The sequence below is a fragment of the Streptomyces sp. NBC_01451 genome (assembly GCF_036227485.1).
Lineage (GTDB): Bacteria > Actinomycetota > Actinomycetes > Streptomycetales > Streptomycetaceae > Streptomyces.
The window spans coordinates 8,304,138-8,325,354 of record NZ_CP109479.1 but is presented as its reverse complement, the minus strand read 5'-3'; the positions used below and the strand labels follow the sequence as shown (position 1 = coordinate 8,325,354).

Annotated in this window: 20 protein-coding genes and 1 riboswitch; of the genes, 10 read left to right on the top strand and 10 right to left on the bottom strand. The window is 71.2% G+C overall.

The features are described from left to right. Positions 1-202: 202 nt before the first annotated feature. A complete protein-coding gene (locus OG595_RS36590; RefSeq protein WP_329279676.1) occupies positions 203-1,105 on the bottom strand; it encodes a LysR family transcriptional regulator in 903 nt (300 codons plus the stop codon). Positions 1,106-1,143: 38 nt separating this feature from the next. On the opposite strand from OG595_RS36590, the gene OG595_RS36585 reads away from it, so the two are divergent. After that, on the top strand, positions 1,144-2,166 hold the full coding sequence (locus OG595_RS36585) for a DMT family transporter (RefSeq protein WP_329279674.1): 1,023 nt from the start codon (positions 1,144-1,146) through the stop codon (positions 2,164-2,166). Between the two features lie 123 nt (positions 2,167-2,289). On the opposite strand, the gene OG595_RS36580 is transcribed toward OG595_RS36585, so the two are convergent. After that, complete coding sequence (locus OG595_RS36580) at positions 2,290-3,621, bottom strand: aminotransferase class I/II-fold pyridoxal phosphate-dependent enzyme (protein WP_329279672.1); 1,332 nt, start codon at positions 3,619-3,621, stop codon at positions 2,290-2,292. Between the two features lie 25 nt (positions 3,622-3,646). On the opposite strand from OG595_RS36580, the gene OG595_RS36575 reads away from it, so the two are divergent. Together OG595_RS36575 and OG595_RS36570 are read left to right on the top strand one after the other, a co-directional pair. Beyond that, on the top strand, positions 3,647-4,432 hold the full coding sequence (locus tag OG595_RS36575) for a pyridoxamine 5'-phosphate oxidase family protein (RefSeq protein WP_329279670.1): 786 nt from the start codon (positions 3,647-3,649) through the stop codon (positions 4,430-4,432). Between the two features lie 5 nt (positions 4,433-4,437). Further along, the gene (locus OG595_RS36570) at positions 4,438-5,070 is read left to right on the top strand and encodes an FMN-binding negative transcriptional regulator (protein ID WP_329279668.1); all 633 of its coding nucleotides are present in this window, start codon (positions 4,438-4,440) and stop codon (positions 5,068-5,070) included. Positions 5,071-5,082: 12 nt separating this feature from the next. On the opposite strand, the gene OG595_RS36565 is transcribed toward OG595_RS36570, so the two are convergent. Beyond that, the gene (locus OG595_RS36565; protein WP_329279666.1) at positions 5,083-5,988 is read right to left on the bottom strand and encodes a helix-turn-helix transcriptional regulator; all 906 of its coding nucleotides are present in this window, start codon (positions 5,986-5,988) and stop codon (positions 5,083-5,085) included. Positions 5,989-6,148: 160 nt separating this feature from the next. On the opposite strand from OG595_RS36565, the gene OG595_RS36560 reads away from it, so the two are divergent. Then, a complete protein-coding gene (locus tag OG595_RS36560; RefSeq protein ID WP_329279664.1) occupies positions 6,149-7,039 on the top strand; it encodes an oxidoreductase in 891 nt (296 codons plus the stop codon). A 3-nt stretch (positions 7,040-7,042) separates the two neighbouring features. Here the strand turns inward: OG595_RS36560 and OG595_RS36555 are convergent, their stop codons facing one another. The 3 genes from OG595_RS36555 to OG595_RS36545 form a co-directional block, all read right to left on the bottom strand. Further along, positions 7,043-7,999 (bottom strand): DMT family transporter, encoded by a 957-nt coding sequence (locus tag OG595_RS36555; protein WP_329279662.1) that lies wholly within the window; start codon positions 7,997-7,999, stop codon positions 7,043-7,045. Positions 8,000-8,221: 222 nt separating this feature from the next. After that, entirely contained in the window at positions 8,222-9,217 is a 996-nt protein-coding gene (locus tag OG595_RS36550) for an EamA family transporter (RefSeq protein WP_329279660.1), read from the bottom strand. 102 nt (positions 9,218-9,319) lie between these two features. Further along, complete coding sequence (locus tag OG595_RS36545; protein ID WP_329279658.1) at positions 9,320-9,904, bottom strand: Clp protease N-terminal domain-containing protein; 585 nt, start codon at positions 9,902-9,904, stop codon at positions 9,320-9,322. Between the two features lie 207 nt (positions 9,905-10,111). On the opposite strand from OG595_RS36545, the gene OG595_RS36540 reads away from it, so the two are divergent. Both OG595_RS36540 and OG595_RS36535 read left to right on the top strand, forming a co-directional pair. Continuing rightward, positions 10,112-10,300 carry a hypothetical protein gene (locus OG595_RS36540; RefSeq protein WP_329279656.1) on the top strand — a complete coding sequence of 63 codons (189 nt, stop codon included), beginning with the start codon at positions 10,112-10,114 and terminating at the stop codon, positions 10,298-10,300. Between the two features lie 103 nt (positions 10,301-10,403). Next, the gene (locus OG595_RS36535; protein ID WP_329279654.1) at positions 10,404-10,832 is read left to right on the top strand and encodes a type II toxin-antitoxin system Rv0910 family toxin; all 429 of its coding nucleotides are present in this window, start codon (positions 10,404-10,406) and stop codon (positions 10,830-10,832) included. A gap of 120 nt (positions 10,833-10,952) precedes the next feature. Here OG595_RS36535 and OG595_RS36530 read toward each other — a convergent pair whose 3' ends face one another. Next, positions 10,953-11,615 carry a PadR family transcriptional regulator gene (locus tag OG595_RS36530; RefSeq protein ID WP_329279652.1) on the bottom strand — a complete coding sequence of 221 codons (663 nt, stop codon included), beginning with the start codon at positions 11,613-11,615 and terminating at the stop codon, positions 10,953-10,955. Between the two features lie 196 nt (positions 11,616-11,811). Here OG595_RS36530 and OG595_RS36525 point away from each other — a divergent pair, with 196 nt between their 5' ends. Beyond that, positions 11,812-12,510 (top strand): response regulator transcription factor, encoded by a 699-nt coding sequence (locus tag OG595_RS36525; protein WP_329279650.1) that lies wholly within the window; start codon positions 11,812-11,814, stop codon positions 12,508-12,510. 108 nt (positions 12,511-12,618) lie between these two features. Further along, on the top strand, positions 12,619-13,428 hold the full coding sequence (locus OG595_RS36520) for a PhzF family phenazine biosynthesis protein (RefSeq protein ID WP_329279648.1): 810 nt from the start codon (positions 12,619-12,621) through the stop codon (positions 13,426-13,428). Positions 13,429-13,520: 92 nt separating this feature from the next. On the opposite strand, the gene OG595_RS36515 is transcribed toward OG595_RS36520, so the two are convergent. Then, positions 13,521-14,321: a CPBP family intramembrane glutamic endopeptidase gene (locus OG595_RS36515; protein WP_329279646.1), complete on the bottom strand. Its 801-nt coding sequence runs from the start codon at positions 14,319-14,321 to the stop codon at positions 13,521-13,523. Between the two features lie 315 nt (positions 14,322-14,636). Next, the gene (locus OG595_RS36510) at positions 14,637-16,154 is read right to left on the bottom strand and encodes a glutamate--cysteine ligase (RefSeq protein ID WP_329279644.1); all 1,518 of its coding nucleotides are present in this window, start codon (positions 16,152-16,154) and stop codon (positions 14,637-14,639) included. Between the two features lie 572 nt (positions 16,155-16,726). Between OG595_RS36510 and OG595_RS36505 the strand changes: the two genes are divergently transcribed. Together OG595_RS36505 and OG595_RS36500 are read left to right on the top strand one after the other, a co-directional pair. Then, positions 16,727-17,311, top strand: a complete 585-nt coding sequence (locus tag OG595_RS36505) for a hypothetical protein (protein WP_329279642.1) — start codon at positions 16,727-16,729, stop codon at positions 17,309-17,311. Between the two features lie 376 nt (positions 17,312-17,687). Further along, positions 17,688-17,882 (top strand): DUF5999 family protein, encoded by a 195-nt coding sequence (locus tag OG595_RS36500; RefSeq protein ID WP_329279639.1) that lies wholly within the window; start codon positions 17,688-17,690, stop codon positions 17,880-17,882. Between the two features lie 129 nt (positions 17,883-18,011). Here the strand turns inward: OG595_RS36500 and gcvP are convergent, their stop codons facing one another. Beyond that, complete coding sequence (gene gcvP / locus OG595_RS36495) at positions 18,012-20,897, bottom strand: aminomethyl-transferring glycine dehydrogenase (RefSeq protein WP_329279637.1); 2,886 nt, start codon at positions 20,895-20,897, stop codon at positions 18,012-18,014. 180 nt (positions 20,898-21,077) lie between these two features. Beyond that, positions 21,078-21,172, bottom strand: a riboswitch (glycine riboswitch). Positions 21,173-21,217 lie beyond the last annotated feature (45 nt).

Sequence of the window (21,217 nt, the reverse complement as noted above, 5' to 3'; positions counted from 1 at the left end):
TCCGACACCACTCGGCCGGTCCGGCACCACTCAGCCCGTCCGACACCACTCAGCCCGTCCGGCGTTTGAGGACGAGGCCCCTTCAGGGCCGACAGCGGGGGCCTGGGGGCGCAGCCCCCAGGAACAGGACGGGACGGGTAGGGGCAGCGGGGGCGAAACCCTGGACGCGCACCCCCACACCCGCCAACCCGCGGAGCGCCCCTCACCCGACCCCCCGCCCCACCACCCGCAACGCCTCGACCGCCGCACGGATCGACGGCCGCCGGTCGGCATCCGCACGCCAGACCACGTACACATGCCGCCGCACACGCTGCCGCAGCGGAACGGTGACGACTCCGGCCGGCACCGGATCACGGCCCAGCAGCGGCACGATGCACACGCCGAGCCCCGCCGCGACCAGGGCCAGTTGCGTATGTGTCTCCGCCGCGCGATGCCCGATGCACGGCTCGACACCCTTGGAACGCAGCGTGAACATCAGCCACTCGTGGCAGAACTCCCCCTGCCCCCAAGTGATCCACTCGTCCTCGGCGAACTCCTCCAGGTCCACCTCGCTCCGGCCGGCGAGCCGATGAGCGACCGGCATCGCCACGTCCGCCGGGTCGTCGAGGATCGGCGCCTTGACCAGACCGTCGGGCAGCGGCATCGGCTTGTTGTACCAGTCGAGCACGACCGCCAGGTCGAGGTCCCCGCGCACGACCCCGGCGACCCCGGCCTCCGGTTCCAGCTCGCACGAGCGCAACCGCAACCCGGGATGCTCCGCGCGCAGCATCGCGAGCGCGGCGGGGAACAGTCCGCGCGCGGCGGTCGGGAAGGCCGAGAGCCGCAGTTCGCCCACCACCTGCCCACGCTGTGCCTCCAGGTCGGACTGGGCCAGCTCGACCTGGGAAAGGATGCGCGCGGCGTGGTCCGCGAGCAGCCGACCGGCGTCGGTGAGCCGCACTCCCCGCCCGTTCTTGGCGAGGAGCTGCTGCCCCACTTCGCGCTCCAGCTTGGACATCTGCTGCGAGACGGCCGACGTCGTCACATGCAGCCCGTCGGCGGCCCCGCTGACCGAGCCGTGCCGGGCGAGGGCGTCGAGGGTGCGCAGGCGCTCCAGGTTCAACATGTAAGCGATACTACGAGATAAGGCGAACACATGCTCGCTTGTGCTACGAGATCGACTCCGGGATCGTGGCACCCATGACCCGCCTCACCACCCCGAAGCCCACGACAGCGACACCGGCCCTCGCACCGACGGCCGCGCCCACGACCGCCCGGTCGATTCGCCGCCCGGCCCTCGACTGGCGCATCCGCTTCGGCGTGCTGTCCCTGATCTGGGGCTTCAGCTTTCTGCTGATCAAGGTCGGCACACAGGGGTTCGCGCCGTTCCAGGTCACCTTCGGCCGACTGCTGTTCGGTACGGCGGTCCTGGCGGCAGCGCTGGCGGTGAAGCGGCAGCGGCTGCCACGCGACGCGCGCACGTTGGCCCATCTCGCGGTGGCCGCGTTCCTGCTGAACGCGCTGCCGTTCTCGCTGTTCGCGTACGCGGAGCTGACGATCCCGTCCACACTCGCAGGCATCTGCAACGCGACCTCACCCCTGTGGGGCATGGCACTGTCCCTGGTCGCACTCTCGGAGGACCGTCCGACCCGGGTGCGGGTGGCCGGTCTCGGCCTGGGCTTCACAGGCGTACTGACCGTCCTCGGCGCCTGGCAGGGCTTCCACGGCCTGGACGTGACGGGCACGGCACTGGCGCTGCTGGCCTCGCTCAGCTATCCGATCGGCTGGATCTACGTCCGCCGCACACTGGCGGGCTCCAGCCATTCGCATCTGTCGCTCAGCGGCGCCCAACTGCTGCTGGCCACCCTCCAACTGGCCGTGGTCACACCGCTGTTCACCGGGATACCCGACAGCCTCCCCGTGGGGCCGCTGCTCGCGGTCGTCGCGCTGGGCGCACTGGGCACCGGCTTCGCGATGCTGCTTCAGTACGGCCTGGTCGCCGAGACGGGCCCGACGACCGCCCAGATGGTCACGTACTTCATCCCGGTCGTCGCCACGGCCGCTGGCGTCACCCTGCTCGGCGAGACCCTGACCTGGTCGACACCGGTGGGCGCGGTGGTGGTACTGGCCGGGGCCGCGCTCACCCAGGCCGGCCCTCGCCGACGCCGCACCGAACCCCGGACATAGCCGCACGCCGCGGGCGTTTCGGGGTGGGCCGGCTGCGGCTCCGTCATGGCTGGTCACGCCCCGCGCCAGAGCCCCGGACCGACACAGCCCCACGCGCCTTCGGGCCGCCATCGCCGGACCGCCTCAGACATGGGTCCGCGCCTGTGCCGGTCCCACCGCCGAGGCGATCGCGTCCGCCAGGGGACCCGTCTCCTCCGGGGTCAGCGTCGCGACGGTCACCCGGATACCGGACGGAGCGTCCATCCGGAAGCGTGCGCCGGGGGCGACGGCCCAACCGGCGTGCAGCAGCCGGGCGACCGCCCCGGTCTCGTCCGGGACGGGGATCCACACGTTCAGTCCGCTGCGCCCCCGGGCCACGACCCCGCGCTGCGCGAGCGCGTCGATCAGGGCGTCCCGGCGCCGACCGTAGGCCGAGGCCACCGCGCGGGGGTCCAGCGCCCCATCGGCCCACAGCCGCACGACGGCCCGTTGCAGCAGCCGACTGACCCAGCCCGGCCCGAGTCGCTGCCGGCCCAGGACCCGGTCGACGGTGACGGCGTCCCCGGTGAGGACGGCGAGGCGCAGATCGGGGCCGTACGCCTTGACCACCGAGCGGACGAACGCCCAGTGCCGGGTGGTCCCGGCCAGCGGATGGAGCGGCTGGTCGACGATGCGGTAGCCGTGGTCGTCCTCGATGAGCAGGGTCTCCGGATGTTCCCGGAGCACGGAACGCAGGGCACGCGCACGTGTGGCGCTCACCACGGCCCCGGTCGGGTTCTGCGCCCGGTCCGTGACGATCAGGGCCCGCGCCCCGGATGCCAGCGCCTGCCGTACGTCCTCGGCGAGCGGTCCCTCGTCGTCGACACCCACCGGGACCATCCGCAGCCCGAGGGCCGGCACGAGGTCCAGCAGCCCACCCCACCCGGGATCCTCGACGGCGACGGCGTCACCGGGCTTGAGGTGTACGGCGAGGACCCGCTCGATACCGTCCAGCGCACCGGAGGTGACGGCGAGGGGCCCGTCCGGGACACCGTCGGAGTCGAGGTCGGCGCGGGCGATGCGGGCCAACTCCGGTTCCACGGTGGCGTCTCCGTAGAGCACGGGATCCCGGTCGCCCTGCTCGCCCGCGGCCGTGAACGCCGCCGCCAGTGACGGCAGCAGCGCCGGGTCGGGGTTCCCCCGCGCCACGTCCCGGACACCGGACGGGACTTCCACCCTGATGTACTCGCGCCCGGTGGTGGCCGGCTTGGAGCGCACCCGGCTGCCGCGCCGCCCATGGGTTTCGATGACACCGCGTTCACGCAGCGTGCGATAGGCGGCGGCGACGGTGTTGGGATTCACCCCGAGCGTCGCCGCCAACTCCCGCATGGGTGGAAGCAGTTGCCCGGGTTCCAGCTCCCCGGCACCCACCGCGCGTTCGACGCTCGCGGAAATCTCTGCTGCACCCCGGCCTTTGATCGGATATTCTCCTAGCACAACACACATTATGCACTAGTGCAATATGGATCGCAAGGAGACCGCGATGCCGGGGACCGCGCAGGACGCACAAGACACGCACGACGCGCAGGACGACGTACAGCAAGCGACATCGGCGGCACCACAGGGAGACCACCCCTCACCCCCGCAGCCCGCCGGTGGCACCTACACACCGACCGACCGCACGGTCCCCACCCGCTCCGCCGAGCGGGCCTCGTACGACAAGGAGACGGTGCACGCGATCCTCGACGAGGGGTATGTGTGCCACCTCGGGTTCGTTCGTGACGGCGCGCCGGTCGTGCTGCCGACGCTGTACGCGCGGCTCGGCGAGCGCCTCTACGTGCACGGCTCGACGGGCTCGCGCCCGCTGCGGATGACGGGCCGGCCCGACCCCGGCCTGCCGGTCTGTGTGACGGTCACCCACGTGGACGCGCTGATCCTGGCCCGGTCCGCCTTCCACCACTCGATCAACTACCGCTCGGTGGTGGTCCACGGCACCGCCCACCAGGTGACGGACCCGGAAGAGAAGCGCCTGGCCCTGGACGTCCTGGTCGACAACGTCGTGGCCGGCCGCTCGGCCGACTCACGGCCCGCCAACACCAAGGAACTGGCCGCCACCGCCGTGATCCGCATCGACCTCGACGAGGTCTCCGCGAAGATGCGCACGGGCGGGGTGAACGACGAGCCCGAGGACCTCGCGCTCCCCCACTGGGCCGGCGTGGTCCCGCTGCGCAAGGGCTACGAAACCCCGGTCGCGGACGCCGAGCTGGCGCCCGGAACCCGGCTTCCCGACTATCTCAAGGCCCGTTGATCCCGATGCTGATCCACCCGTGGGACGCGTCGCGCGACGACGCGGAATGGCAACAGTGGCTGACCGGACATGACTTCGGCCAGCTGTCCGTCAACGGCCTGCCGGGCGAGGCGCCTCACGTCCAGCCGCTGCACTTCGCGTACGACGCCGAACGTGCCGAGGCGGTGACCCATCTGGCCCGCCCCAACCCGCTCTGGCCCGCGCTGGAGAGAAACCCGGTCGTCCTGCTCAGCGTGGTCGACGACTACACGTTCGTCCCCGGACCGTGGCAGGCCGCGCCGGACGGCCCGTCCGAGCACGGGACACCGACGAGCCTCTACGCGGCCGTCCAACTCCGCTGCACCGCCCACGTCGTGGACGATCCGGCGGAGAAGGCGGCCCTGCTCGGTCGTCAGGTGAGCCACTTCCAGCCGGAGGGCGGCTCGGCGCGAGTGGCTGCGGGCGAGGCGCCGTTCGGACCGATGCTCGCCGGCATCCGTGGCATCAGGCTCGAAGTGACCGACGTACGGGCCAAGTTCAAGTACGCCGAGAAGAAGCCGGCGGAGGTCCAGGACCGTATCGCGGCCGGGCTGGCCGCCCGGGGCGGGCCACGGGACGCGGCGGCTCTGGCGGTCCAGCGGCGCCGGCGGGGACTGTAGCCGGAGCGGACCTCACTGTCCGTCGACGCTCTGCTCATCGACAACCGGCGTATCCGTGTCCTGTTCGCCGGTGTTCATGTGCCCTGTGGACTGCGGGGCGTTGAGGCTGCCCAACAACGCCAGCAGCTCCGCGTTCCGGCTGCCGGGCTCGGCGTGGAAGACGACGAGGGTGAGGCCGTCCGAACCGCCGACGCCGAGCTTGTCGCAGTACAGGTCGATGTCGCCCACCTGTGGGTGGGTCATCCTGCTGACGCGTGCGCGCATGGGGAAGACGGAGTGGCGGCCCCAGAGCAACCGGAAGCGTTCACTGCGCAGGGACAGTTCTCCGACCAGCTCGACCAGCCGCGGATCGTCGATGTCCGCACCGGCCCGCGCGCGCAGGCTCGCGGCGACCCCCGCGGTCAAGTCCTCCCAGTCCCGGTGCCGTTGGCGTTCACCGGGGTCGAGAAACACGGTCCGGAGCAGGTTCACGCCAGGGACATGGTGCGGGGCCAGCGCGCTGTACAGCGCGTTCACCGCGACCACGTCCGCGTACCTGTTCTGCACATAGGCGGGGTTCGTGGTCCAGCCGTCGATGAGCTGCTGGATGCTGACCGGCACCGGTGCGGGCCTGGCGGCCCGCCTGCGCCGCACGGGCCGCCGCCCGGTTCCCACCAGGCCGATCAGATGACGGGTCGCGTCGGTGTCCAGACGCAGCACCCGGGCGAGCGCTTCGAGCACCTGCACGGACGGATTGCGGTCCCGCCCCTGTTCGAGCCGCAGGTAGTAGTCGGAGCTGATCCCGGCGAGCGTCGCGACCTCCTCGCGGCGCAGGCCGGGCACCCGGCGCAGCCCGCCGCCGCTGAGCCCGACGTCCTCGGGCCGCACCTGTTCCCTGCGGGCCCGCAGGAACTCCCCGAGCACGTTGTTGGCGTCCATGCCCACCACCGTAGAACGGGCGGCTCGGGATGTGGGTGTCCCTGTCGCTCCCAGGAACAGCGGGGTACTGCCACCCGCACACCGATCGCGTCAGAGTCGGCCCGGACCACAGACGACAACCGCGACGACGACACAGCGGTACGCGACGAAAGGCATCACCATGGCCGACACCGTCTCCGGCGGCACCCTCACCCCGGCCGAGGGCCTGACCCTGACCCGCATGGGCTACGGCACCATGCAACTGGCGGGACCCCACGTGTTCGGGCCGCCCAAGGACCCCGACGAGGCCGTGGCGGTGCTGCGCGAGGCCGTCGACCGGGGCATCACCCACATCGACACCAGCGACTTCTACGGGCCCACGGTCGTCAACGAACTCATCAGGAAGGCCCTCGCCCCCTACCCCGCGGATCTCCGCATCGTCACCAAGGTGGGCGCCCGCCGCGGCGCCGACGCCGGCTGGCTGCCCGCACTGGACCCCGAGAGCCTCAGGTCGGCTGTCCACGACAACCTCCGGCACCTCGGCGTGGACGTGCTCGACGTGGTGAACCTGCGCCTGGGCGCGGAGCTGACCGGCGGATCGGCGCCGCTCGGCGAGAAGTTCGAGGTTCTGGCCGAGCTCCGGAAAGAGGGCCTGATCCGGCACCTCGGGCTCAGCGCGGTCACCCCCGAGCAACTGACCGAGGCGCAGACCATCGCCCCGGTCGTCACCGTGCAGAACCTCTACAACCTGGCCAACCGCGGGGACGACGCGCTGGTCGAGCGGTGCGCGGCGGAGCACATCGCCTTCGCTCCCTTCTTCCCGCTCGGCGGCTTCACGCCGCTCCAGTCGCAGACCCTCACCGACGTCGCCGCCCGCCTCGGCGCCTCACCCCAGCAGGTCGCCCTGGCCTGGCTGCTCCAGCGCTCGCCGAGCATCGTCCTCATCCCCGGCACGTCCTCACGCGCACACCTGCGCGAGAACATCGCCGCCGCGGACCTGACACTGCCGGCGGACGCCATCGCGGAACTCGACACGATCGGCGACGCGGCGGACGCCTCGCAGGGCGACTGAGTCTCAGCCGAACACCCCTCCGGGCTCCACCCGCCGCTCCGCACCGGCACCCCGTGTCTCCGCCACCGCGAGCCCCACGACCGCGCCCAGCATCAACAGGGTGCCCGCGACGGTCGCCGCCGTCAGCCGCTCACCGAGCAGGGTGACGGCGAGAAGTGCCGCGCTCACCGGCTCCAGGAGCATGACCACGGAGACGGTCGCCGAGCGGACGACGGCCGCCCCGGCGAAGTACAGCCCGTACGCCAGGGCGGTCGGTACGGCGGCGACGTACGCCAGAAGCCCGACGAACCGCAGGTCGTCGCCGGTGTCCGGGAAGAGCCCCTCGGCGAGTCCGAAGGGCAGCAGGCAGAGCGTCGTGACGCCGAAGGCCCTGACGGACGTACCGAAGGCGTCCGTTCGGCCCTGACGTCCCCACCAGCGGGTGAGGAGGGCCATCACGGCGTACCCGGACGCGGACACCGTGGCCCACGCGACACCCGACGGCCGTACCTGGGCGCCGCCACTGCCCAGCACCAGCACCGTGAGCCCGGTGAGCGCCCCGGCGACGGCGACGATCCCGCCCGCCCCCAGCCGCTCGCCCATGGTCAGCCGGGCGCCCAGCGCGATGAGGACGGGCCCGGCGCCCAGCGTGACGACGGTGGCGACCGCGAGGCCGGTGGCCTGGACGGACGCGAAGTACGCGGTCTGGAACACGGCGAGCGAGAAACCGGTGGCACCGGCGCGCAGGGCCTTCCGCCGCCCCGGTTCGGGCACGACGGCCGTACGGCGGCGCAGCGACCGGGCGAGGAGCAGCAGTACGAAGCCGCCCGCGCAGCGCCAGAAGGAGAGGGCGACGGGACCCATGTCACTCACCCGGTAGACAAGGGAGGCGGCAGCGCCCGCGGTACCCCAGGCCACACCGGCGACGGTCAGGAAGATGAGGCCTCGCCCGATGGGCAGGCCGGAAACAGCGTTCGACACGAGAGTCACTCCGCAGACGCGCGGAGAGAGGCGGAAAGGCCGCCCACCGCGCGGAGGTTGACGAAAGGACCCGGGCCCTCAGGGCTCCACGGGGTCCTCGGACGTCGTCCGCGGGCAGCACCGTTCGGTCCGACGGCGATACGCCGGACATGTTCTCCGGAGAGCCCGCCTCAGGCGGCCGGAGGCGGAAGGACGAGTGCGTGCGCGTGCATGATCGCGACCCTACGCGGCGGTGCGGCGGTCCGCCACATCCTTTTCGGGTCCCCTGGCGACCGGCTCCGGGGACCCCTTGGCGGGCGCCGACGACTGCGCGATGAACGCGCCCGCCAGCACCACCGCGCCCCCGACGATCTGCGGCGCCGACAGGTGCTCGCCCAGCAGCACCCAGGCGAGCACGGTCGCGATGACCGCCTCCAGACACGCCACGACCCCGGCGACCTGCGGCGAGAGCCGCCGCACGGCGAGCACACCGGTGACGTAGGCGACGACCGTGGCGACCAGCACGAGCCAGCCCAGCAGCAGCCCGGCCGCGACAGGCCTGCCGTCCATGTGCGCGGTGCCCGCGAGCACGGACCAGTCCATGCGCCACGGACGCGCGACGACGGTCAGCACCAGGGCGCCGACCAGGAGGCCGTACGCGATGACACCGAGGGGGTCCGGCGCCTCGTCGCCCGCGTCGCTGCCCTGGTCGGACAGGACGAAGTAGCCGACCTGACAGCAGGCGGCGGCGAGCGCGAGCAGCAGTCCCACGGCGTCGAAACTCAGCCCGGACCACACCTCCACGACACAGGCCAGCCCGCCGACCGCGAGGACGACACCGAGCGCGGCGGCACGGGTCACGGGACGCCGCTGCACGAACCGCACCCAGCCGAGCACGAGGGCGGGCGCGAGGTACTCGACGAGCAGGGCGACCCCAACGGGGATGCGGGAGATCGCGGCGAAGTAGCAGGCCTGTACGCCGGCCACGGCGAGCAGGCCGAACCCGGCGAGCAGCGCGGGCCGCCGACGCACCAGCGCGCGGTGCCGCACGGCCAGGGGCAGCATCACGAGAGCGGCACCCGTGACGCGCAGCCACACCACATGGAGCGGATCCAGACCCGCCTCGATCAACGGCTTGGCCGCGACCCCGGACCCGCCGAACGCGACCGCCGACACCAGGGCGAGCCCGAGCCCGACGCCCCTGCCCCGACCGACCTCACCGCTCCCTGACGTACGCATCCGGCACATGATGGCAGGCGAAGACATGACCGTCACCCCCGATGACACCTGTCTCACCGACTGGACGGGCCCGCAGGGGTCTTCCGAGTCGGCGACCGCGCCTCAGCCGACGCCGTCGACGCCCCCGGCGTACTCCTCGTATCCCAGCGCCGTCATCAGTCCGGCCTGGAGCAGCCGTGCAGGCAGCTCCCCGACGTCGACTCCGCCCCGTCGCAGCACCTCGACGGCCCGGGACTGCGGATCCACCACGATCGCCGCGAGCAGATCGATCCCGCGGGCCCGTGCGGCACCGCGTCGCCCGGCCCGCTCGCACGCCTCCTCCAGCGCGCCCGCCGCGACCGGTGACCAGCCCGCCGTGTGCGCCGCCCCCGGCAGCACCGGCAGGGCCCCGGAGTCCTCGACCGAGCCCTGCCAGCGCAGCCCGTATCCGATGCTGCGCTGCACGAGATAGCCGAGCAGTCGCACGACCTGCGGATCTCCGCCCTCGAACACGGCGCGCACCTCGGGGTCGGACTCCAGGAGCGTGTGCAGCAGATGGGCCGTGTCGATCTGACGGTCCCCGTCCCGCAGCGCCCGTCTGCGCGCACCGGCGACCACCGCTGCCAGCTCGGCGGTGAGCCTGGCATCGTTGTCCACGCGGTTCGCACCGTGCTCAGTGGTCGACTGTCGGGGGATACGGGGTTGCACACCCTCACCCCATCAGTCCCGGCGAATCCGGTCATCCCCGCGACGCACCATTTCCGCGTCCCACGGAGGGTGGGCATCGCGCGCGGAATCTCCTCCTCAGGGAGGACATCACGCCGCTCCGACACGAAGCCGACGCAAGGGGCGCGCGCCCCCATTCCGCGCGCCCCGTGCGCAACCGGGGCACCCCCTCGCACGTCCCACACCAACATGGAGAGCAGGTGCTGGCTGGTGGCGCTGCCGGCCACGGACGGCAGACAGTACGTGTACCGCGTGTACGCCCCGGAGGACGCGCTGCTCGCCGACCTGTTCTGGGAGGCGTGGCACTGTCACGACGAAGGCCCCTTCCCGCGCGCGTGGGACCTGTTCGACGCGGCTGAGATAGAGCGGGTGGGCTGAGGGCTCACCTCCGCACCAGATCTGATGACCCGTCAGTATTGAATGTTCCAGCCCTTGCGGCTACGTTCCGCGACACCGCAGCCCGAGACACAGAGGTGGTCGCATGGCCGAAATAAGCGCGGAGGCACGCATCCAGGCTCCGGCGGAGAAGATCTGGGCGCAGCTGACGGACTGGTCGGCGTACGGAGCGTGGAACGCGACCCACACGAGCTTCCCGAAGGGCGGCCCCTCGACACTGGAGGTCGGCGGCACCTTCGAGGAGAACATGAAGCTGATGGGCTTCCCGGCCGAGGTCGACTGGACCATCGAGGAACTGGAGCCGGCCCGCACACTGGCCATCCGGGGCAAGGGCCCGATGGCGGTGACCGTCGCCACGCGCTACACCCTCACACCCGACGGCGACGCCACGAACGTCCGTATCGACGGGGAGTTCACCGGCGCCGCCGTCTCCCTGATGGCCGGCAAACTGAAGGACTCGGGGACGGCCGCCCTGAACGAGTCCCTGCGCAAGCTGGCCGGCCTGGTCGCCTGAGCCCGGCGGCAGACGCCGTACGACAACAACACGAAGGCGCCCCGCGGACACTTCCGCGGGGCGCCTGTGCGCACCGGGGGACGCGCCGCCCGGGGCGGACACGTCTCCGAGGGCGGCCCATCAGTCCTCGTCGGCGAGGATCAGGTACAGCTTCTTGCGCGCTTCGTTGATCACCGTGAGCGCCTTCTCGCGCTGCTCCTTGCTGCCCGTCTTCCAGACCTGGCCGAACGCCTCCATCAGACCGAAGCCGGCCTGGCGGATGTCGTTCAGCGCCTCCCAGTCGACACCGCGTCCGGCTTCTTCCCAGGGCGCGTCGGGGCCCTCGTCGGCCGCCGCGCGACCGGACTCGGTGAGCGCGAACAGCTTCTTGCCGCCCTCGCTCTCGTTGGCGATCAGGCCCTCGTCCTCCAGCAGCTGAAGGGTGGGGTAGACCGAGCCGGGGCTGGGCTTCCACGCCCCTCCGCTGCGCTCGGCGATCTCCTGGATCATCTCGTAGCCGTGCATGGGCCGGTCCTTGAGCAGAGCCAGGATCGACGCGCGGACATCACCGCGCCGCGCCCTGCCCCGCGGTCCGCCCCGGCCGCCGCGCCCGCCCCAGGGACCCGGGCCGAAGCCGGGACCACCAGGACCGCCGGGACCACCGAAACCGGGCCCGAAGGGGCCGAAGGCCGCCCGCCGCCCCTCGAAGCCGCCCCGCCCGAAGCCTCGGGGACCGCCATGACCGTGTGCGTGTGCATGGCCGGGACCGAAGCCCGGACCGAATTCCTCTCCATGGGAACGCATCGCAACCACTCCATTCGTTGTCTTGTCGTTGATCTGTCGCGATGCGTCAACGATATATCGGAATAGCTCGCACGACAACCCCCGAGAAGAAGTGACCCAGACCACAGAAGAAACGATGACGTTTCGATAGCGCCGAGAGCTAGGCTGACGCACAACGAAGTGAACGAAACAGTTTCGTACAAGGAGAGTGCCCCCCATGGCCTCCGTACTCGTCGTACACCGCCACTCCCTGGAACGTCTCGGCCTGCGCATGCTCCTGGCATCCCAACCCGACCTGACTGTCGTCGGCGAGGCGACGAGCGGTGCGGAGGCTGTTCGCATGAGCGCCGCTCTCGGACCCGACGTCGTCCTCATGGACAGCCTGGTGATCGACACGGACGGCGTCGACGTCATCCGCCGCATCAGCCGGCCCCCCACCCTGCTGCCGGTCCCCGCGCCCGCGAGAGCCGCAGAACACCGCCCGCGCGTGCTGGTCCTGACCCCCACCGACCACGAACGGCACGCCTACACGGCCCTGCGCGCCGGAGCCGGCGGGTTCCTCCCCCAGGACGCCACCCCCGAGGAACTGACCGCGGCCGTCCGCATCGTGGCCGCCGGAGACGCCGTCACCACCCCCGGCCTCACCCGCGCGCTCATCGACACCGTCCGGCACGAACGCACCGTCGGCTCGCTGGAACGGGAAACCGAGCTCGGCGCGCTCACCAGGCGCGAACGCGACGTCCTCACCGCGGTCGCCGCCGGCTGGTCCAACACCGAGATCGCCACCCGCCTGTCCATCTCACCGACCACGGTCAAGTCCCACGTCAGCCGCATCCTCACCAAGATCGGCGCACGCGCGCGCGTGCAGGCGGTGGTCTTCGCATACGAGTCCGGCCTGGTACGCCCGGCCGCCTGACACCCCGCACCGCCGCCATCCGACCCGCCCGGTCAGCCGCCGAACCAGGTCCAACAACCGCGAATTGGCTTTGGTGCCCCACCCCGGCGCCCGTCTAGCGTCGTCCACATGCGCATTCGAATCGTCGACGCCTTCACCGACCGCCCCTTCGCCGGCAACCCGGCCGGCGTCATGCTCCTCGACGCCTTCCCGGACGACAGCCGGCTCCAGCGGATCGCCCTGGAGGTCAACCACGCCGAGACGGCCTTCGCCCACCGGCTGCCCGAGGGCGGCGAGGCCGACTGGGCGCTGCGCTGGTTCACCCCGGCCGCCGAGGTCGCGATGTGCGGCCACGCCACGCTCGCCACGGCCCACGTCCTGCACACGACCGGCTCCCACTCGGGACCCGTACGGTTCGCCACCCTCAGCGGTGTCCTCAGCGCGACGACCCACGAGGACGGCTCCATCACCCTCGACTTCCCGACCGCCCCGCTGACCCGAGTCGAACCCCCCGCCGGGGTCGCCGAAGCGCTGGGCGCGGTGCCGCTCGCGGTCTTCGACACCGGCCCGAACATCAACGACCTGCTGATCGAGGTCGCCGACGAGAAGACGGTCCTGGGCCTCAGCCCCGACCTCAAGGCCCTCACCGCCCACTCGGAACGAGGCGTCATCGCCACCGCCCGCGCCGACGACCCCGCCGCGGGCTACGACTTCGTCTCGCGCTGCTTCTTCCCCCGTATCGGCATCGACGAGGACCCGGTCACCGGCAGCGCCCACACAGCCCTCGCCCCCTACTGGTCCGAGCGCCTCGGCCGCCCCGCCCTCACCGGCCTCCAGGCGTCCGCTCGCACCGGCCTGGTCCGCACGGAACTCCGCGGCGACCGCACCCTGCTGACCGGCCGAGCGGTCACCACCATCGACGGCGAGCTGCTCGTCTGAGGGCGCAGGAAGGGCCGTACGAATCCCTCGCACGGCCCGTCGTCCACCCCAGCCACGTCGTCCACGTCGGCCACCCCATGCGCGTCAGCCGCTCATGCCGTGGGCAGCCACCCCACCTTCCCCGCCAGCAGCGCGTACCCGACGAACGCCCCGATGTCGAGCAGTGAGTGCGCCACCACCAGGGGACCCACCCGGCCCCACCGCCGGTAGAGGTACACGAACACCACCCCCATCACCATGTTGCCGATGAACCCGCCGATGCCCTGGTACAGGTGGTACGACCCGCGCAGTACGGAACTGGCCACCAGCGCCGTCCCCGGGGTCCACCCCAACTGGTTCAGCCTGCGCAGCAGATAGGCGACGACGATCACTTCCTCCAGGACGGCGTTCTGCACCGCCGAGAGGATCAGGACCGGGTACTTCCACCACACTTCGGGCAGCGCCTCCGGCACCACCGTGAGGTTGAAGCCGAGGCCACGGGCCGCCAGATAGAAGGCGATTCCGCTGCTGCCGATCACCGCCGCGACGGCGGCCCCACGGCCGAGGTCGGGCCACGGCCGGGTGCGGTCGAAGCCGAGCGTCCGCAGCCCCTTCCCCTCCCGCAGCAGGAAGTGCGCGACCAGGGCGACCGGTACCAGCGACGTCGTGATGCCGAAGAGCTGCCAGGCGAGATCCAGCCATGGGCGCCCCGGCGCCGCCGAGGCGTTGAGGGTGGCCGCCTGGTCCTTGAGGCCGCCCGGTTTCGTGACCGACCCGACAAAGCTGATCAGGGCGGAGACACCGCTGGCCCCGAGTGAAAGCCCCAGAACCAACAGCGTCTCGTCCCGGAGAGTCCGTCGCGACGGCCGCTCCTCAGGAACAGAACCAGCCACCGCGCCCGCCTCCACCTGCACTCCTGCCTCCAGTTGTGTGATCCCGCGGCTCCGGGCGTGCCCCACCGTTTCCCTGCCATACGGCTCGTGCGGCCGATTCGGCTCATACGGCTTTTCGCGCACGTGTTCGTTGACCAGGGGCGGGACAGCACCGTCATGGGACGTCACAGCTTGCCCGATCCACCTGAGAAGGGCGCGGGTGGCCCCCGTGCACGCGCGCGTCGCCGCTCGGAGCGGTCGCCACAGCACGTGCTCCCGCCCGTCGCCGCAGGCACGGCGGCCACTGTGGGAGGCCGCCTCGGCATCGGGGTGGCCTCCCGCGGAAGCACGGAGTGATCAGCCCAGGGGCACGGGTTCCGGCAGCCCCACGGGCCAGGTGTGCACCGGCTCACCGAGGTGCATCAGCTCGCTGTAGCGCCGGGTGGTAGCGGCCAGCGCGGCTTCCCGGGACAGCCCCTTCTCCAGCGCCCGGTGGAAGGTGGCCGCCTGCCAGGACGCCCCGTTGGTCCGCCGCCGGCACCGCTCCTCGATCACGCCGAGGTACAGGTCCCGGTCTGCGGGTTCGACCCCCCACGCGTCGAGGCCGGCCTCGGCGAGCGGCAGCAGTTCGTCCCGTACGAGATGCACGGCGTCGACCTCCGCCGTGCCGCCGAACCGGCCGCCCCGGGGCCACCGGAGCCGCGCGTCGATGCCGTGGCGGCAGGCGGCGTCGAAGTTGGCGGCGGCGGCCTCGAAGGGCAACCTGGTCCACACCGGCCGGGGCTCCTCGGCGAGCGCCCGGACGACCCCGTAGTAGAAGGCCGCGTTGGCGATGACGTCCGTGACGGTGGGCCCGGCGGGCAGTACCCGGTTCTCGACCCGCAGATGCGGAACGCCCTCCGCGATGCCGTAGACCGGGCGGTTCCAGCGGTACACCGTGCCGTTGTGCAGCACGAGCTCGCCCAGCTTCGGCACGCCCCCTGCGTCGAGGACGCTCAGCGGGTCCTCGTCGTCGCAGATCGGCAGCAGCGCCGGGTAGTAACGCAGGTTCTCCTCGAAGAGGTCGTACGCCGACGAGATCCACCGCTCCCCGAACCAGGTGCGCGGCCGTACGCCCTGTGCCTGGAGCTCCGGCGGACGCGTGTCCGTGGACTGGGTGAACAGCGGGGGCCGCGACTCGCGCCACAGCTCGCGGCCGAACAGGAAGGGCGAGTTGGCCCCGATCGCGACCTGCGCGGCGGCGATCGCCTGCGCCGCGTTCCAGACGTCCGCGAACCGCGCCGGAGTGACCTGGAGGTGCAGTTGCACGGAGGTGCAGGCGGCCTCCGGAGCGATGGACTTCGACGTGCACGAGAGGCGCTCCACGCCGTCGATGTCGAGCGTGAAGTCCTCGCCGCGGGCCGCCACGATCTGCTCGTTGAGCAGGGCGTAGCGGTCGACGTCGGAAAGGTTGGACGAGACCAGGTCGTCACGTTCGAGCGTCGGCAGAATGCCGATCATCATGATCCCCGCGTCCACCTCGTTCGCTTTCCGGTGGGCATATGCCAGCGACGTACGGAGCTCTTCGGCGAGCCGGTCGAATACCCGGCCCGCGAGGCGATGGGGGGCGATGTTTACTTCCAGATTGAACATGGCGAGTTCTGTTTGGAAATCTCGGCTCGCGATCCTTTCGAGTACTTGCCCATTCATCATTTTCGGCATGCCGTCGGGCCCGACGAGATTCAACTCGATCTCCAGGCCCAGCAGATTCTTCGGGCGGTCGAACCGCTTCTCGGCCAGCAGCCGCTCCAGCCCCGCCAGACACTGCCGGAGCTTGGTGCGGTAGCGCCGGCGATCGGACAGGTCGAACGGCCCCGCCACGACCTTCTCCCCCATCGGAGTGTCCCTCCTCGAATGGGCGGGCCGAAGATCCGGCCGCTGATGTCCCGGGTCACGTGGGATAATGCCCACCAAACGCGATCGATAACGTCCAGCGTGTTCACGTCACCCGCAACACCGGCCGGCGCGACCCGCGGCACATTCGTCCGGCATGGCCCCGCAGATGGTTCGGACCGGGACGACCCGACAGTTCCGCGCACTTGCGAACTCGTGAAAAACGCCGACGACAATTGGCCGACCGCCCTCGGCGCATCCACCGAGGTCATCGCCGTGCGACCCGCCGGGAATCGCCAGAAACACCTCGCAACGCCGACTGAACAGACCCTTGCTCTTCACGCGGAAAACAGTTAGACGAAACATAGTCAGAACACGTGTCGTATAAACTCCGCGAACAAGGGCAGAGAGTCGGCGTCCAGGTCCTGGGTCCTGCCATCCAGGTGACGTCGGCAGGCCGCACCCCGTCAGCGCACCCGGCCCCCGCCTCTTCGGCCCCGAGACTTCGAGAGCTGACAGCGCCGTCCGCCCCCGCCCTCGCGCCACCGTGCCTGTCGAATGAGAGGCGTTCCACCATGCCCCTGCATGTCCCCCCGGCTCCCGCACCCGCACTGCGCACCGTCCTCACGGCACTCGGTTCCCCCACCGCCGTCCGCGAGGCCCGCACCCCTGCCCTTCGCAACGCCCAGGGGCCCACCACCCCTGAACTCCCGCTGCCCGTGCACGTCCTGGACCGGATCACCCCCGAGGGCACATCAGCCACCCGACTGACCGGGTGGCGCTTCCTGATCCGCGCCGGCGACCGTGCGGTGGCCGCGGCGGAGACCATGCTGACCCCGGACGGCTGGGCCTTCTCGCACTTCTTCGAAGGGCCCTACATCGCCGCCACCGAGCGCGCCCTGCGCCAGGCCGAGACGATGAAACAGCCCTACCAGGCGCGCCTGCTGTCCGTCCCCGAGCTGTACATGCTCACACTCTGGCTGCACGGCGACACCACCGCCGACGGAGCCGAGGGCCACCCGGCCGCGACCGACCTGCTCGTCCCGCTGGCACCGGCCCCACCGGGCATCGCGGCCCACCGTCCGCACCGGGTCGCCGAACTGCTCCCCGTCCTGACCCATCGGGTGACTCCGGCCCCGTTGCTGAGTTCCCCCGCCTGAACGCACACGACACGGCACTCTCCGTATTCTCACGTGCCCCGCCGCCGAATTCCCGGCAGCGGGGCACGTCGCTCTTTCGCGCGCTATTACGCTCGTACGAGCCGTAAACGGTTTGCGCCCCGTCCGGACTAGCCCGATCCGGCCATCAGGAACCACCCAAAGGGACAGCCCAGTTGGGCTGAACCGTCTGCGCGGGTGATGCGTCTTGAACCTGTGAGAAGTGGTGCGGCCAAATACCTGCGGATTGACGCCCGTGGGGCAACACTGGGTTCGAACCGATTTATCACAACGGGGGGCGGCCATGAGCAGTACTTCGAGCCGCAGGACAGACAACACAGCCATCTCACACTCCACGACAGAGCGAAAGATCCCATCAATGTGCCAGCACCAGCCACCGTGCCCGACAGCCGACTCCACCGACCGGGAGTCCGCCCGCCTCATGGCGCACCACCCGGAGCAGGGATGGAGCCTGCTGTGCAACGGCGTCCTCCTCTTCGAGGACACCGGTGAGCTCCTGCCCGACGGCCAGATCATCGCCCCGCACCGCCCGGCGGTGATGACGGCCGCCTGACGGCCGCGCACACGGACGAACGGCAGCCTCCCGACGTCAGGAGCAACTGCCCGAACGGCTCGACAGACGAAGAGGGGCCGGCCCGCAGACATCTGCTGCGAACCGGCCCCGACGCATGTCCGAGGGTGACTACTCCTCGTAGGCGTCCAGCGGCGGGCAGGAACAGACCAGGTTCCGGTCACCGAAGGCCTGGTCGATCCGGCGCACCGGCGGCCAGTACTTGTCGGCCGCCGAGACCCCGGCCGGGAAGACCGCCTCCGCGCGCGTGTAGGCGTGCGTCCACTCCCCGCCGAGCGCGGCGGCGGTGTGCGGCGCGTTCCGCAGCGGGTTGTCGTCGGCCGGCCAGTCGCCCGCGCCGACCTTCTCGATCTCGCCGCGAATGGCGATCATCGCCGCGCAGAACCGGTCCAGCTCCCCCAGGTCCTCGGACTCGGTCGGCTCGATCATCAGCGTCCCGGCCACCGGGAACGACATCGTCGGCGCGTGGAAGCCGTAGTCGATCAGCCGCTTCGCGATGTCGTCGACGCTCACGCCCGTCGCCTTGCTGATCGGCCGCAGGTCGATGATGCACTCGTGCGCGACCAGCCCGCCCGGCCCGGTGTAGAGCACCGGGTAGTGCGGCTCCAGCCGCTTGGCGATGTAGTTGGCGCTCAGCACGGCCACCTGCGTGGCCCGCTTGAGCCCCTCGCCGCCCATCAGCCGGACGTACGCCCACGAGATCGGCAGGATGCCCGCGGAACCCCAGGGCGCCGCCGAGACCGGCCCGACGCCCGTCTCGGGCCCGGCCGCGGGCTGGAGGGGGTGGTTGGGCAGATACGGCGCGAGGTGATCCCGCACGCCTACCGGGCCGACCCCCGGACCGCCGCCCCCGTGCGGGATGCAGAACGTCTTGTGCAGGTTCAGATGCGAGACGTCCCCGCCGAAGTGCCCCGGCCTGGCCAGCCCCACCAGCGCGTTGAGGTTGGCCCCGTCGACGTACACCTGCCCGCCGGCCTCGTGCACCTGGGCACAGATGTCGGCGACATGCTCCTCGAACACCCCGTGCGTGGACGGGTACGTGATCATCAGCACCGAGAGCTCGTCCCGGTGCTGCTCGATCTTCGCCCGCAGGTCCTCGACGTCGATCTCACCGTCCCCGGCCGTCTTCACGACGACGACCTTCATGCCCGCCATGACGGCGCTGGCCGCGTTGGTCCCGTGCGCGGACGACGGAATCAGGCAGACGGTCCGCTGCTCGTCCCCGTTGGCCCGGTGGTACCCGCGTACGGCGAGCAGTCCGGCCAGCTCGCCCTGCGACCCGGCGTTCGGCTGGAGCGACACCTTGTCGTACCCGGTGACCTCGGCGAGCTGCTCCTCCAGCTCACGGATGAGCGTCAGATAGCCCTGCGCCTGCTCGGCGGGCGCGAAGGGGTGCAGCTGGCCGAACTCGGGCCAGGTGACCGGCTCCATCTCGGTGGTCGCGTTGAGCTTCATGGTGCAGGAGCCCAGCGGGATCATGCCCCGGTCGAGCGCGTAGTCGCGGTCGGCGAGCCGACGCAGGTAGCGCAGCAGCGCGGTCTCGGAGTGGTACTCGTGGAACACGGGGTGCGTGAGGATCTCGTCGGTGCGCAGCAGCGCCTCCGGCAGCGTGTCCCCAGCGGACGCGTCGAGCGCCTCGATGTCACCGTCGACCCCGAACGCGGCCCACACGGCGCCCAGTTGAGCCCGCGTGGTGGTCTCGTCGCAGGAGACGGACAGCCGGTCGGCGTCGACGAGGTGCACATTGACCCCGTGCTCGCGCGCGGCGGCGACGACCTCGCCGGCCTTCCCGGGCACCCGCACGGTGAGGGTGTCGAAGTAGGCCCCGTGGACGACCTCGACGCCGCCCGCACTCAGCCCCGCGGCGAGGATCGTGGCGTACCGGTGGGTGCGCCGGGCGATCGTCCGCAGCCCCTTGGGCCCGTGGTGGACGGCGTACATGCCCGCCATCACGGCCAGCAGGACCTGGGCCGTGCAGATGTTGCTGGTCGCCTTCTCGCGGCGGATGTGCTGCTCCCGCGTCTGCAGGGCGAGCCGGTACGCCTTGTGCCCGTCCGCGTCCACGGAGACACCCACGAGCCGCCCCGGCAGGCTGCGCGCGAACTGCTCGCGCACGGCCATGTACCCGGCGTGCGGCCCGCCGAAGCCCATCGGCACGCCGAACCGCTGGGTCGTCCCGACCGCGATGTCGGCGCCGAACTCACCGGGCGAGGTGAGCAGCGTCAGGGCGAGCAGATCAGCGGCGACGGTGACCACGGCACCGAGCCCGTGCGCCTGGTCGACGACCGGCTTCAGGTCCCGTACGACACCGGAGGCGCCCGGGTACTGGAGAAGCACACCGTTGATCTCGCGACCGGCGATGTCGTCCGGGATGCCCGCGCTCAGGTCGGCGACGACGACCTCGACGCCGACGGGCTCGGCCCTCGTCTCGATCACGGCGATGGTCTGCGGCAGGGCGTCCGCGTCGACGAGGAAGAGCCCCTTCTTGTTCTTGCCCATGCGCCGGGACAGCGCCATCGCCTCGGCGGCGGCGGTGCCCTCGTCGAGCAGCGAGGCACCGGAGGTGGGCAGCCCGGTGAGGTCGGCGACCATGGTCTGGAAGTTCAGCAGCGCTTCGAGGCGCCCCTGCGAGATCTCCGGCTGGTACGGCGTGTACGCGGTGTACCAGGCCGGGTTCTCCATCACGTTCCGCAGGATGACCGGCGGGGTGAAGGTCCCGTAGTACCCGAGTCCGATCATGGACCCCAGCACCTGGTTCCGGTCGGCCAGCGACCGCAGCTCGGCCAGCACCTCGGCCTCGGTGCGCGCGCCCGGCAGGTCGAGCGCGTCGGCGTTCCTGATCACGTCCGGGACCGCGGCGGCCGTCAGCTCGTCGAGCGAGCCGTATCCGACCTGCGCGAGCATCTTGGCCCGGTCCTCGTGATCGGGCCCGATGTGACGGCGCTCGAAGGGCGTGCCCTGTTCGAGTACGGCGAGCGGAGTGCGGTGGGCGGTCATTGCGGAGGCCTCCTGGTCGTCGCGACCTTCGAGGGGCACCACGGCACGGGTGCCCGAACGGCCTCCCCCTCTGTCATCTCAACCTGAGAGCTTCACCGGGCCGCCAGCACGCTGACGTCCCGGCTTTCACCGTCGGTGAGAGCAGGAGCCGTCAGCACCCGCTCTTCTTTCCAGAGTGACCTCGTCCATGCGGTACAGGGGCCTGAGAGATTCCGGGGAGGATTTGCTCCTTCGGCGTCCTCCGAGGTTCCGGAGGACTCTCCCGCACGGGGTCAGCAGCCATTGGCAAGCCTATCAGCGGGCTCCACACACACCTTCGA